General features: G+C 70.0%; 13 protein-coding genes. 5 read left to right on the plus strand and 8 right to left on the minus strand.

Going from position 1 to position 12,624, the window contains the following annotated elements:
* The first annotated feature begins 25 nt into the window (after nt 1-25).
* Nucleotides 26-373, plus strand: coding sequence for a sulfatase-like hydrolase/transferase (locus ABD269_RS33150; RefSeq protein WP_344124084.1), 348 nt, complete (start codon nt 26-28; stop codon nt 371-373).
* Between the two features lie 24 nt (nt 374-397).
* Complete coding sequence (locus tag ABD269_RS33155) at nt 398-835, plus strand: NUDIX hydrolase (protein WP_344123992.1); 438 nt, start codon at nt 398-400, stop codon at nt 833-835.
* Between the two features lie 266 nt (nt 836-1,101).
* On the opposite strand, the gene ABD269_RS33160 is transcribed toward ABD269_RS33155, so the two are convergent.
* Both ABD269_RS33160 and ABD269_RS33165 read right to left on the minus strand, forming a co-directional pair.
* Nucleotides 1,102-1,320: a DUF397 domain-containing protein gene (locus tag ABD269_RS33160; protein ID WP_344123994.1), complete on the minus strand. Its 219-nt coding sequence runs from the start codon at nt 1,318-1,320 to the stop codon at nt 1,102-1,104.
* Complete coding sequence (locus ABD269_RS33165; protein ID WP_425573035.1) at nt 1,317-2,144, minus strand: helix-turn-helix domain-containing protein; 828 nt, start codon at nt 2,142-2,144, stop codon at nt 1,317-1,319. Before ABD269_RS33165 ends, ABD269_RS33160 begins: the two co-directional genes overlap by 4 nt.
* A 314-nt stretch (nt 2,145-2,458) precedes the next feature.
* Here ABD269_RS33165 and ABD269_RS33170 point away from each other — a divergent pair, with 314 nt between their 5' ends.
* Both ABD269_RS33170 and ABD269_RS33175 read left to right on the plus strand, forming a co-directional pair.
* The gene (locus ABD269_RS33170) at nt 2,459-2,905 is read left to right on the plus strand and encodes a hypothetical protein (RefSeq protein ID WP_344123998.1); all 447 of its coding nucleotides are present in this window, start codon (nt 2,459-2,461) and stop codon (nt 2,903-2,905) included.
* A gap of 129 nt (nt 2,906-3,034) precedes the next feature.
* The gene (locus ABD269_RS33175) at nt 3,035-3,940 is read left to right on the plus strand and encodes a terpene synthase family protein (protein WP_344124000.1); all 906 of its coding nucleotides are present in this window, start codon (nt 3,035-3,037) and stop codon (nt 3,938-3,940) included.
* On the opposite strand, the gene ABD269_RS33180 is transcribed toward ABD269_RS33175, so the two are convergent.
* Genes ABD269_RS33180 through ABD269_RS33195 form a run of 4 tightly spaced genes read right to left on the minus strand, consistent with a single transcriptional unit; the run spans nt 3,920 to nt 9,364 of the window.
* On the minus strand, nt 3,920-5,566 hold the full coding sequence (locus ABD269_RS33180) for a dipeptide ABC transporter ATP-binding protein (RefSeq protein WP_344124002.1): 1,647 nt from the start codon (nt 5,564-5,566) through the stop codon (nt 3,920-3,922). The genes ABD269_RS33175 and ABD269_RS33180 overlap by 21 nt on opposite strands.
* Complete coding sequence (locus ABD269_RS33185) at nt 5,563-6,555, minus strand: ABC transporter permease (protein WP_344124004.1); 993 nt, start codon at nt 6,553-6,555, stop codon at nt 5,563-5,565. Before ABD269_RS33185 ends, ABD269_RS33180 begins: the two co-directional genes overlap by 4 nt.
* 1 nt (nt 6,556) lies before the next feature.
* Nucleotides 6,557-8,344: an ABC transporter substrate-binding protein gene (locus ABD269_RS33190; protein ID WP_344124006.1), complete on the minus strand. Its 1,788-nt coding sequence runs from the start codon at nt 8,342-8,344 to the stop codon at nt 6,557-6,559.
* Nucleotides 8,345-8,392: 48 nt separating this feature from the next.
* Nucleotides 8,393-9,364 carry an ABC transporter permease gene (locus ABD269_RS33195; RefSeq protein ID WP_344124009.1) on the minus strand — a complete coding sequence of 324 codons (972 nt, stop codon included), beginning with the start codon at nt 9,362-9,364 and terminating at the stop codon, nt 8,393-8,395.
* Nucleotides 9,365-9,778: 414 nt separating this feature from the next.
* Here ABD269_RS33195 and ABD269_RS33200 point away from each other — a divergent pair, with 414 nt between their 5' ends.
* The gene (locus ABD269_RS33200; RefSeq protein ID WP_301888498.1) at nt 9,779-10,240 is read left to right on the plus strand and encodes a subtilase-type protease inhibitor; all 462 of its coding nucleotides are present in this window, start codon (nt 9,779-9,781) and stop codon (nt 10,238-10,240) included.
* A gap of 85 nt (nt 10,241-10,325) precedes the next feature.
* Here ABD269_RS33200 and ABD269_RS33205 read toward each other — a convergent pair whose 3' ends face one another.
* On the minus strand, nt 10,326-11,402 hold the full coding sequence (locus ABD269_RS33205; RefSeq protein ID WP_344124013.1) for a S1 family peptidase: 1,077 nt from the start codon (nt 11,400-11,402) through the stop codon (nt 10,326-10,328).
* A 367-nt stretch (nt 11,403-11,769) separates the two neighbouring features.
* Nucleotides 11,770-12,597 carry a slipin family protein gene (locus tag ABD269_RS33210; RefSeq protein WP_344124015.1) on the minus strand — a complete coding sequence of 276 codons (828 nt, stop codon included), beginning with the start codon at nt 12,595-12,597 and terminating at the stop codon, nt 11,770-11,772.
* Nucleotides 12,598-12,624: the final 27 nt, after the last annotated feature.

The following is a 12,624-nucleotide window of genomic DNA, read 5'->3' on the forward strand; positions in this document are numbered from 1 at the left end:
CTGCTGATCGGTACGGGCCAGGGGAATTGAGCAACCGCCAGACTCCACCCGCCACCAGACGGACCACGCCCTTGAGATCGCCGACAAGCACGCGGACCGGCCGCTGTTCCTGTTCCTCAACGTCTCCGCCACCCACGTCCCCCACGGCCACTACCTCGGCCAGAGCACCGACACCGTGAAGTCCCAGCGGGCCGCGCTCGCCTATGCCGACGAACACCTCGGCCGCCTGATCACCGCCCTCACGGCCAAGCGCCCCTGGCTGGTCATCATGTGTGCCGACCACGGCGATGCCTACGGAGACGACGGCTACCAGGGCCGGGGCATCGCCCACCCCGCCGTGATGAATGTTCCGTATGCGGCCACGGTGCTCTGAGGGCCGCCGCTAGGCTCGCTCGGCATGAGCGATGACGTTCAAGGACGAGGCCCGGCCCGCGACGCCGCCGTAGTGGTGGCCCGCGACGACCAGGGCCTCGTCGCTATCCTGACCGCTGGCTTCCCCCGCCACGCCGGCGAGTACCTGTTCCTGCCCGGCGGACGACGCGAGGACGGCGAGACGCCCGAGGAATGCGCCCGGCGAGAACTACAAGAGGAAGCCGGAATTACCGCGAACCTGTGGCGATCCCTGGGTTCGTACGCCATCACTCTGGAGTCCACTGCTCGCGTGCACCTGTATGAAGCCCAGGACCTGATCCTGGGGTCACAGCAGCTCACCCCTACCGAGGCGGATTTCAAGCTGTCCTGGTGGCCCCTGGCCGACACCATCACCGCTGCCACGGAAGGACGCTTCCTCCTTCCAGCCGGGCCCCTTGCCCTGCTGCTGGCTGAGCGCTCGTAGCCGGGTCATATTCGTAGCGTCTGGAGGTGGGGGCGAAGGTCGTGCCGATTGCACGAGCTTCGGCCGGGGCCGACGCAGCTCTGAGCCGGCCGCCTTGTTGTCGTCTGGAGGAACGGAACTTGTGCCGTGCCTTCGCTTACGAGTCAACTCCTACAGAATCGCTGGAAGATCAGTGGCATGTGCTGGGCCCAGCGTTCCCGCATGCGGCCGCCTGGAGCGATCCTGCTACCCGCACGGCTCCGGGTAGGGCTAACCCCCCTGGCGCATCAACCGAAGCGCTCGTCCTTGACGTTACGTATGAAGTCGCCCCAGGCGTCGGTGGGGACGAGCAGGGTGGGGCCGCCAGGTGCCTTGCTGTCGCGGAGGGGTATCAGGTCGGGGAAGCCGTCCGCGACCTGTACGCAGTCGCTCTGGTGCCCGCTGTAGGTGCTCTTGCGCCACACGGCGTTGTCGAGATCCAGGGCTCGCCAGTCGGTGTGCCTCATTCGAGATCCTTTACGACGTACGAGATGAGGTCGCGCGACGATGCCGCGTCGAGCGCCGCCGACGAGAGCTCATCGAACATCCGGCTGTAGGTCATCAGGTCGGTTTTTCGCTCCAGTTGAATGTTACTCGTGTGGGATTCCGTGTACACCACGTCGAGATCGCTTCGAACGGGGAACTGGAGGATCGCGAACGACCCCATCAACCCGCCATGGGCACCGGCCGCGAAAGGCAGGACCTGCAAGGTGATGTGAGGCTCCTCCGACGCCCGCAGAAGGTGGTGGAGCTGCTTGGCCATGGTCCGGGCTCCGCCGATCACTCGGCGCAGCGCCGCTTCGTCCAGGACCGCCCACAGCTCGAGTGGATCAGCGCGGCGGAGGGTGGCGTTCTGTCGGGCGAGCCGAACGTTCACCAAGGCGTCGAGTGCGTCCGGGGGCGAGTCCGGCTGAAGCGCGCCGGTCACCGCGCGGGTGTACTCCGGTGTTTGGAGCAGGCCAGGGACCAGCACCTCCCGGAAGTTCCGCATGGATGTCGCCTCCGCCTCAAGCGCGATGTACGACGCGTACCGCTGCGTGATCACATCGGAGTAGGGCGTCCACCACATCCGCTGCCTGCCCTCCCCGGCCAGGGCGGCCAGGGCCGCCCGCGTCTCCGGGTCGGCGACCCGGTAGGCGTCCAGCACTGCCTCGACCTCGTCGGGGCGGATGCCGGAGCGGCCGTTCTCCACCCGGCTCACCTTGGATTGATGCCATCCGAGGAGTCCGGCTGTCTCGTTGACCGTGATCCCCAAACCCTCACGGATCTGGCGTAGTTCGGCACCGAGCATGCGGCGGCGAACGGTGGGCAGCGCGGGCACTTCGAACCTCCCGGAGCGGCGGCGTGAGTTCACAGTGTCCCGCAAAGAGCGACGCATGCACTCAACATTCACGCGTTCATATGCACTTCCGTGGATTGCGTTGCCGAGGCGAGCGCGGATGTGCATGCTACGTGGAGTGGCCCGGCCGATGCGTTCAGCAACCGCGTCAGGGCCAACAGAGAGCACCCGTATGCCCTGCCCCATGCCGAAGGCAGGAACAGCTGACCCCGGCGACCGCTGACACGGCCCCGGGGCATGGCCAACGCTGACAAAGGAGCGTCGACATGCGTCACTTTATCTCCCGCTGCTTCGAGCGGGTACGGAAGGTATTCGCGCCCGCAGACGAAACCCCGGACCTCCCCACCAGGGAACCCCAACCCACCACCCCGCCGGAGCCACCCCGTACCGCCCAGCCCCAAAGCAACAACACCTGCGGCGTCTACATCTGGGCCACCGCCCACGGGATCGACATCAAGCCCAGCTCGCCCCTCGCCTCCTGCGACTGCTACGGGCATCAACCGCCACCGGAGACAGGGACGTTCGTCATCGACACCCGCACCGACCGCGTCGGACAGGTCATGGGCAACGAAGGACCCAACCTCCAGCTCCGCCCGCCGCGCGGCGGGAAGGAGTGGGAGGCGCGTCCCGACGCCGTGCGGGCCGTCACCCGTTCCGAGCTGCTCAGTGCGAAGGTGCGGCAGGTCAACGCCGCCGAGCGTTGGGGGAAGTGAGCGCCCGGTCCCGGAACAGCGGCGCGCGCCCGCGAGCGCGCTCCCCCGAGTGCGCTGACAAGCCGTGGTTCCCGTACGGCGCCGGGTAGAACATGTCCACCCCGAGCGCACTACCCGGTGAGGAACCGCATGCCCAGCAGTCCGGCGCCCACCCCCCGCCTCCGCGTCAATCCGTGTGCCGCGGAGGCCGCGGCGTTCATCGACCGCTGGGTGCGGCGGACGGGGCTCATGCAGTCGTTCTCCGCGCAGCGGCGGTTCAGGAGGGCGGGGTGCGCGGCGTTCGCGGCGCGGGTGATGCCGGATGCCGAATGCGGGCGGTTACAGCGGGGGGCGGCGTGGCTGGTGTGGTTCTTCATCCTCGACGGGCGGCCGGAGGAGTGCGGGACGAGCGGGCAGCCCCCACCGCTGCCCCCGCCGTACGCGTACGCCCTGCTCGACTTCCTGCCCATGGATCTCGGCCGTACCCCGCCGCCGCGCACCGCCCTGGAGCGGGCCCTGGCCGACGCCTGGCGGATGGTGGCCCCGGTGATGTCGCCGGAGTGGCGGCGCAGGTTCCGTACGCACTTCGGCGAGTTCATCGACGCGTGGCTTCTCAAGGCGGAGGGCCCGGCCCTGCCGCTCCTCGACCTCGTCGAGTACACGTGCGGGCATGAACTGCCGCCGGGGGCCGGTGAGTTGGAGTCGATCCAAAAGATCACTCGTGCCGCCGTGCTCTCCTTCCCCGGCGAGCGGGAGTTCTCCGCCGAGTTCCTCGCCTCCCGCGCGGACGCGCTGCGGATCGCGCGCGCCGGCCTGGAGGCGGATCTGTCGGGCAGGGCCCTGCCGCCCGGCGCCGCGGCCTACGCCGCGGCCCTCGCCGCCTGGCTGGACGGCCTGCCCCGGGGGCCGGAGTGCCCGGCGGAGGAGCACAGGATCAGCCTCGCCGAGGACATCGCCGGCTCCCCCGTGGACCTCCTCCGCCCCCGGCGCCCCGCGCCGCCGCCCGTCCCCTCCCCGGGCGGCGGCACGGGGGCCCTACATGGTGGCCGCGAGTAGCTCACGCGTGTAGTCGGCCTTCGGGTCGTCGAAGACCTCGTCGCGCGGGCCGCTCTCCACGACGGTCCCGGCCCGCATGACGGCGACGCGGTCGCAGAAGTGCCGTACGACGGCGAGGTCGTGCGACACGAAGAGCAGCGAGAGCCCGAGCTCGTCCCGGAGGTCCATCAGCAGGTTGAGCACCTGGGCCTGCACGGACACGTCGAGCGCGGAGACCGGCTCGTCCGCGATGATCAGCCGGGGGCGCGGGGCGAGGGCCCGTGCGATGCCGATGCGCTGGCGCTGGCCGCCGGAGAACTCGTGCGGGTAGCGGGACAGGTGTGCCGCGTCCAGCCCCACCTGGCCCAGCAGTTCGGCCGCGCGCTCGCGGCGGGCGGCCGCGTCGAGCGTGGTGTGCACGCGCAGGGGCAGGGTGACGATCTCCTCGACGGTGCGACGGGGGTTGAGCGAGGCGTACGGGTCCTGGAAGACGAGCTGTACGTCACGGCTCAGCTCGCGGCGCAGCGCGGTGTCGGCGGAGGCCCGGCCGATGTCCCGCCCGTCGAAGCGGACGCTTCCGGTGGTGGGCCGCTGCAGCCCGGCGAGGACACGGGCGGTGGTGGACTTCCCCGACCCGGACTCCCCCACGAGCCCGAGGGTCTCCCCCCGCCGCACGCGCAGGCTGACACCGCGGACGGCGGCCACGGGCTGCGCCCTGCGCCCCCAGAGGCCGCGGCGGCCGGGGAACTCGACCGTGAGATCGGCGACCTCGGCCAGTACGGCCCCCTCGCCGGAGGCGCGTTCCGTACCCCTGACCGCATGGGCAGGTTCCGGGTCGTCCACCGTGGGCAGCCGCGACCCCGGCACCGTCGAGAGCGTCGGCGCCGCGCCGATCAGGGCGCGGGTGTACGGGTGCGACGCGTCCGTGAGCAGCTTGCGGGTGGGGCCCGACTCGATGTCCCGCCCGCCCCGCATGACCAGCATGCGGTCGCACATCTCGGCGACGACCCCTACGTCGTGGGTGATCAGCAGCACCGCCGTGCCGCTCTCCTTCGCCAGCTCGGACATGAGCGAGAGGACCTGACGCTGGACGCGCGCATCCAGCGCCGTCGTCGGCTCGTCCGCGATCAGTACGTCCGGCGCGTTGATCAGCGCCATGGCGATCATGACGCGCTGCCGCATGCCGCCGGAGAACTGGTGCGGGTAGTCGCGGGCGCGGGCGGCCGGGATGCCGACCCGGTCCAGCATGGTGGCCGCGCGTTCGCGCGCCTCGGCCCGGCCGGTCCCCGCGTGCAGGCGGTACGCCTCCGCCAGTTGCGCCCCCACCGTATGGAAGGGCGACAGCGCGGCCAGCGCGTCCTGGAAGACCATGGCGATCCGCGCGCCGCGCAGCTTGCGCAGGGCGGAGTCGGGCGTGCCGACGATCTCCGTGCCGCCCACGGTGATGCTGCCGGTCACCGTCGTGCGGGCCGCGTCGTGCAGGCCCATCGCGGCGAGGCCGACCGTGGACTTGCCGGAGCCCGACTCCCCCACGAGGCCGAGGACTTCGCCGCGTTCGAGGCCGAAGGAGACGTTGTCCACGGCCGTGACCGTGGCGCCCCTGCCGGTGAAGGAGACGGTCAGATCGCGTACGTCGAGCACGCTCATGCGAGCCTCACCCTCGGGTCGAGCCAGGCCACCACCAGGTCGGCGAGGGCGACGAAGAGCACCACGAAGAAGGCGGCGAGCAGGACGGTGCCCACGACCGTCGGCAGGTCGTTCTGGACGACGGAGTCGACAGCGAGCTTGCCGACGCCGCCGAGGCCGAAGACGGTCTCGGTGATGAACGCCCCGCCGAACAGGGCGCCCGCCTCCAGCCCGAGGAGCTGCACCAGCGGTGCGGCCGCGCCGCGCGCCGTGTACTTCGCGTGGGCCCGCAGGGCGCCGAGCCCCTTGCCGCGCGCGGTGCGCACGTACCCCTCGTGCATCGTCTCCAGCATCTGGGAGCGGGAGAGGCGGGCGAAGACGGCGGCGTTGACGAAGCCGAGGACGAGCCAGGGCAGCGCCAACCCGGCCGCCCAGGCGGCGGGGTCGTCGGCGAAGGGGGTGTAGCCGGGCACCGAGAGCACGTCCGTCTTGTAGACGAGGAGGTACTGCAGCGCGTAGCCGAGGAAGTAGATCTGCACGCTGGCGCCGACGAGGGTGAAGCCGGACAGCAGCCGGTCGGTGGCGGTGCCGCGGCGCAGGGCGGCGACGAAGCCCGCGCCGATGCCGAGGACGACGATCACGGCGAGCGCGCCGCCCGCGAGCGAGAGGGTCACCGGGAAGCGGTCGCCGATGGCGTCGAGCACCGGCTGGTGGAGGGCGTAGGAGTAGCCGAGGCAGGGCGCCGAGCAGTCGATGGGGCTGCCGTCGACGTCGGCGATGGTGCGGCCGGCGACGAGTCCGCGCAGGTAGTCGGTGAACTGCCCGGTCAGCGGCTGGTCGAGGCCCATGCTGTGGCGTACGGCCTCGACCTGGCCGGTGTCGCACTTGGGGCCGCAGGCGATGAGGGCCGGGTCGGAGGGGGCGGCGTAGAAGAGCCCGAAGGCGACGGCGGTGATCGCGAGGAGCACCACCGCTGCCTGGAGGGCCCGCCGGAGCAGGTAGGCGATCACGTCAGGACTTCTTCACGTACAGCCCGGCGGCCGCGATGGAGCCGTAGATCGGGTGGATGGCGGCACCGCCGATGTTCTTGCCCCGGAACTGCGTGACGCTGGTGTAGAGGAAGGGCACGACCGGGACGTCCTTCATGACGACCTGCTCCAGGTCGATGAGGGCGGCGGCCTTCTGCTGCGCGTCGCCGATCGTGGCGATGCGCTCCAGTTCCTTGTCGACCTGGGGGTTGCTGTAGCGGGTGGAGTTGGCGAGGGCGTCGAGCTTGCTGTGGTAGCTGTCGGGCAGCAGCGTGGAGGGGGTGGGCCAGTCCACGGAGTTGGTGGAGATCCACAGGTCGTAGGGGGCGTCGCCGCGGAAGACCTGGTCGTTGAAGGCGGCCTTGTCCATCGGCTTGGTGACGAGCTTGATGCCGGCCTTGGCGAAGGCGTCGACGAGCACCTGGGCGAGACGGTCCTTCTCGGGGGCGTCGCTCTCGTAGGCGTAGGTCAGCGTGGTGACCTTGTCCTTCGCCTTGGCGAGGTGCTCCTTGGCCTTCTCGATGTCGCCGCTGGGCGCGACCGGGTAGAGGTCGTACTTCTTCCAGCCGACGACGGCGGGCGAGGAGAGGGTGGTGGCGAAGTCGCCGAGGCGGGGGCCGCCGAGTACCTGGCGGGCCTGTTCGCGCGGGAAGAGGTAGTGGATGGCCTTGCGCACCTCGGGGTCGGTGACGCGGCTGTTCTTGATGTAGAGGTCCTCGGTGTACGCGCCCTGGCTGCCCGCGACGAGGAGGTCCTTCTTCTTGGGGTCGCGCTGGGCCTCGGCGTAGAGCTCCGGCGGGACCTCGTTCTTGGTGGAGACGGTGTCGGCGCCGGCGCCGCGGCTGTTGAAGACCTCCTGCGCGGTGTTGAGGATCTTCTTGCCGAAGGTGAACTCGAAGCGGTCGGGGTACTGGTGGCGGATCGAGTCGGTCTCCGGCTTCCAGTGCGGGTTGCGCTCCAGGGTCAGGCTCTGGTTCTGCTTGTGCTCGGCGATCCGGTACGGGCCGGTGGCGAACGGCTTGACGTCGTAGTCGGTGCCGGTGTCCTTGTCCTTGCGGACGGGGGACGAGGAGGACTGGGCGGCCATGTAGGGCACGTCGGACTGCGGCTCGGGGAAGTGGAAGACGATGGTCTTGTCGTCCGGGGTCTCGATCGCCTTGAGGTCGCCGTCCTTGGGGCCGCCGTACTTCTTGACGGCGGCGGTGCGGTCCTCGGAGCCGGTGAGCCACTCGGGCCAGTAGGTCGGGCCGAGCTCGAAGCCGGGGCCGAAGGTGCGCTCGATGCCGTATTTGACGTGCTCGGCGGTGATCGGCTGCCCGTCCTCCCAGGCGATGCCGTCCTTGAGGTGGTACGTCCAGGTGCGGCCGCCGTCGGAGGACTGCCCGGTGTCGGTGGCGAGGTCGCCGACGAGCTTGGGCTTGCCGTCCACGACCTGATACTGCGTCAGCTGTCGGCCCCACAGCAGGGAGGTGCTGTACGACTCGCCCGCGTAGATCTTCTGCGGGTCGAGGTGGCTGTAGTCGTTGAGGTTGGCGATCCTGACCGTCCCGCCGGACTGCGCGTCCGGGTCGGCGGGGGCCGGGCCCCGGCTGTCCTCGGCGGTGCCGAGGGTCGCGGTGAGCCGCTGGCCGCTCTTGACGGCGTTCGCGCCGCCGTCCTTCTCGCCACCCGCCCCGCCGGAGCCCGCGCCGGCCGAGCAGGAGCACATCAGCATGACGGCGGCGGTGGCGAGAGCCGGCAGGGCTGCGGTGCGCGTGCTGAAGCGGGGCATGGTGAACTCCGTTGATCGGCGGATGTGGTGCGGGGTTACGGCTGGGGGTCAGCGGCTGGTACGCGGGTCGAGCGCGTCGCGTACGGAGTCGCCGAGGAGGTTGAAGGCGAGGACGAAGACGAGGATCGCCACGCCGGGGAAGACCATGTAGGTCGGGTCGTCGTAGAAGACCTCGGAGCCGCGGGAGATCATGCGGCCCCAGTCGGGGACGGGCTCGTTGATGCCGACGCCGAGGAAGGACAGCGCGGCCTCGGCGGTGACGACGCCCGGCACGGCGAGGGTGATGTGGACGAGCACCGGCGCCCAGACGTTGGGCAGCAGCTCGCGGAAGACGATGTGGCGGCGGCTCGCGCCGACGGCCCGCGCCGCCTCGACGAACTCCCGCTCGCGCAGGCTCCGTACGGACGTCCGCAGCACCATCGCGAGCGGCACCCAGCCGAAGGCGGCGAAGACCAGGATGAGCGAGGTGAACTGCATCCAGGCGGGCTCGTTCTCGCCGGGGTCGACGAAGCGCGTCTGGATGACGGGGCTCAGCGCGAGCAGCAGCAGAAGTGTCGGAAAAGCGAGCAGCACATTGCATACGAACGTGAAGGCGCGGTCGGCGATGCCGCTGAGGTAGCCGACGGTCACGCCGAGGACGATGCCGACGACGGCGATCACGGCGACGGAGGCGAGGGCGACCAGCAGCGAGGTGCGCATGCCGTAGAGGAGCTGGGTGAGCACGTCGCGGCCGAGGCCGGGCTCGATGCCGAACCAATGGTCCGCGGACATGCCCCCGTTGGGCAGTACGGGCAGGCCCTCGGCGCTCAGCAGACCGGGTTCGTTCTGGCCGTAATGGTCTGTGGGGTTCTTGCCGTAGAGGGCGGCGAGGAGGGGCGCGGCGAGCGCGAGGAGGGCGCAGAGGACGACGACACAGAGGGCGGCCATGCCGGTGCGGTCGCGCCGGAAAGCCCGGCAGGCGGTGGCGAGAGGGCCCTTGGACGGCGCTACGGGGGGTCCTCCTGAGTGCACTTCGGCCATTTGCTGCCGCGCTCCTGAATCACTCCGGCCGCCGCTCGGTCATTTGGCGGGCCTCTTTTCGGCCGGGGTGCGGGGGTCTCCCGCCCCGGGGTGCGGCTCATTAGATCCGATGGTTTCAGGTACGGCAAATCATCTTTTTGAAGGCAGCTTGGATAATTCATCGTTGATTACAAGGAATCCTCGCTGGTCAACATCCCTGTAACGTTAATTCCCACCTTTCCCCCGCAAGCCGGACATGCGATCGGGCCCCACCCCGCTCGGGGTGACTCCCGCGAGACCTGCCTCACACCAGTTCAGGCCACTACTCAGGGTTTTCAACCAGCGACTGAAAGTGTTCGCCGGGGGTGCGTTCATGCTCAACTTGGGCAAGACTCCGGTCCGTTATCCGAAACCACAAACAAGGGAGCGTTCGGAATGCGGTACATCACTGGAGGGTTCGCACTGGGAGCCGCGCTGGCACTGGGCGGCCTGGTGGCGGCCGGGACAACGGCCGCGAACGCCGCACCCGCCCCCGCGGCTCAGACGCAGAGCCTGTTCCCGACGAGCCTGTTCGCACCCTCCTCGCTGGTCCTGACGATCGGCCAGGGCGAGAACAGGGACAGCTCCGGAGTACAGCGCGCCGTGACACTGACCTGTACACCCAGGGCGAACGGCAGCCACCCGGACGCCAAGAGCGCGTGCGACCAGCTGCGTGCCGCCGACGGTGACTTCGACAAGACCATCGCGTTCAAGGCCGACACGTTCTGCACCAAGGAGTGGAACCCGATCGTCGTGACCGCGGAAGGCGTCTGGCAGGGCAAGCGGGTCAGCTACGAGCACACCTTCGCCAACCCGTGCATGAAGCGGGCGATCCAGGGCACGGTCTTCGAGTTCTGAGACCGGCACCCGCAGGAGCCCCGTGCATGAGGCGGCCCCCGGACACCGTGGAGGTGTGTCCGGGGGCCGCCCGTTCGTGGGGGCTTCAGCCGATGTGCACACCGTACGCCGCGAGGGCGCGGGTGACCGGCTCGTAGAAGGTCGTGCCGCCCGTCAGGCAGTTGCCGCTGCCGCCCGAGGTGAGGCCCAGCGCCGTGTCGCCGTCGAAGAGGGCGCCGCCGCTGTCACCGCCCTCGGCGCACACATTGGTCTGGATCAGCCCGCGGACCGTGCCCTCCTCGTAGTTCACCGTGGCGTCGAGCCCGGTGACCTGCCCGCCGTGCACTCCCGTGGTGGAGCCGCTGCGCTGCACGCTCTCGTTGAGAGTGGCGCCGGCGGCCCGGGTGATGGGCTGGGGGCCGCCGAGAGGGAGTGTCACCTGGCTGGGGTGGGCGACGGTCGGGTCGGTGTACTGGACGAGGGCGTGGTCCTGGTCGGGGAACGTCGAGGCGACGGTCTTCCCGATCCACGGGCCGCCCTGACTCGCGGCCCATTGCGGTTCGACTTTGCCGCAGTGCCCGGCGGTGAGGAAGAACGCGTTGTTGTTGGCGTCGAGTACGTTGAACCCCAGCGAGCAGCGGTACTTGGCGCCGTAGATCCCGTCGCCGCCCGCGATGTACCGGGTGAGCTTCGCGGCCGATCTCCGCACCAGCACCGCGTCACCGAGGGACTTGACGGTCTTGTTGAGCCGCGTCAGCTTCGCGCCCGTGACCGTAGGGTCGGCGGTGACGACGACGCGGTTGACCCGCGGATCCGAAACCCAGGTGGTGCCGGGGATGGCCTCACCGGCGTTCAACGCGGCGTGCGCCGAGTTCAGTTCGGCCTGCGAGTACTTCACGACCTTCGGCTGGGCGCCCGCCGCGCGGACCAGCCCCTCCGCCGCGCGGCTGACGACGTTGACGACGAGTCTGTGCGCCCCCTCGTCGTAGTACGAACCGGCTTCCTCGCCCTTGAGCCGGTCGACGAGCGTCTTCGCGAGCTGCCCGGCCGACGAGACGGAGAGCTCTCGCGGAGCCTCCGCGGTCGAGGCGTCGGCGGTCTGTGGGCTGAGGGTCACTGCCGCGAGCGCGGTCATCGCCGCGGCGGCCAGGGTGGCGCGCACCCGAATCCGGGAAGGCTTCAACTCGGCACCTCCGGTGGGGGGTCGGGCGGGGCGGTGGGGCGCCCGGGGGCCCGAAGGACAAAGGCACGGACTTGAGGGGTCCCTTTACGAAAGCCGCGTCCATGCCAAGTTCTCGTCGAGTATGGCGATGTGAAGTGGGCGCGCACAAGGCGTACTTCGCGTTGCGAGCGCCTCGCGCTTGCGCGCCCCTATGGATGGGTGCGGGTTGGGGTACGGCTTTGGGTGCGGGTCCGTTTCCGCCTGCGGCGGGAGCGCCCTGCGGGCGCGTCCTCAAACGCCGGACGGGCTGAATTTGCGCACCCCGGGGGGTCTGGGGGCTTGCCCCCAGTTTCGGGAAGGGGCGGGATAGGGGAAGATAGCCGTCAGCCTACGCCGAGCCCGTGCCCGTCTCGTCGCTCTCGCCCTCCGGGCGAACCGGCTTCGCCGGCTGCGGTTCATGACCCGCGCGCTCCAGGAAGCGCAAGAGCTCGACCGGGAACGGAAGCACCAGCGTCGAGTTCTTCTCGGCCGCCACGGCCACGATCGTCTGGAGCAGCCGCAGCTGAAGAGCGGAAGGCTGGGACGACATCGTCTCCGCCGCCTCCGCGAGCTTCTTCGAAGCCAGCAGCTCCGCGTCCGCGTTGATCACGCGCGCTCGCCGCTCCCGCTCCGCCTCCGCCTGGCGGGACATCGACCGCTTCATCGTCTCCGGCAGGGAGACGTCCTTGATCTCGACGCGGTCGATGTGCACGCCCCAGCCGATGGCCGGGCTGTCGAGCATCAGTTCCAGGCCCTGGTTGAGCTTCTCGCGGTTGGAGAGGAGGTCGTCGAGGTCGCTCTTGCCGATGATCGAGCGCAGGGAGGTCTGGGCCATCTGGGAGACGGCGAAGCGGTAGTCCTCGACCTGGATCACGGCCTCCGCGGGGTCGACGACCTTGAAGTAGACGACGGCGTCGACGCGCACGGTCACGTTGTCCCGGGTGATGCCCTCCTGTGCGGGCACGGGCATCGTCACGATCTGCATATTGACCTTGCGCAGCCGGTCGACACCGGGAATGACCATGGTGAAGCCGGGTTTCCTGACCTCCGGGAGCAGCCGGCCGAGCCTGAGCACGACGCCGCGCTCGTACTGCTTGACCACGCGTGCCGCCGCCACCGCGTACACCGCGCACGCGGATCCGGCGCCCGCCGCTGCCACTACCAGTTCCTCGACCATGGCATGACCCCTTGTCCCGCGTGTCGG

Source organism: Streptomyces blastmyceticus, assembly GCF_039521185.1.
Classification (GTDB): Bacteria; Actinomycetota; Actinomycetes; order Streptomycetales; family Streptomycetaceae; genus Streptomyces; species Streptomyces blastmyceticus.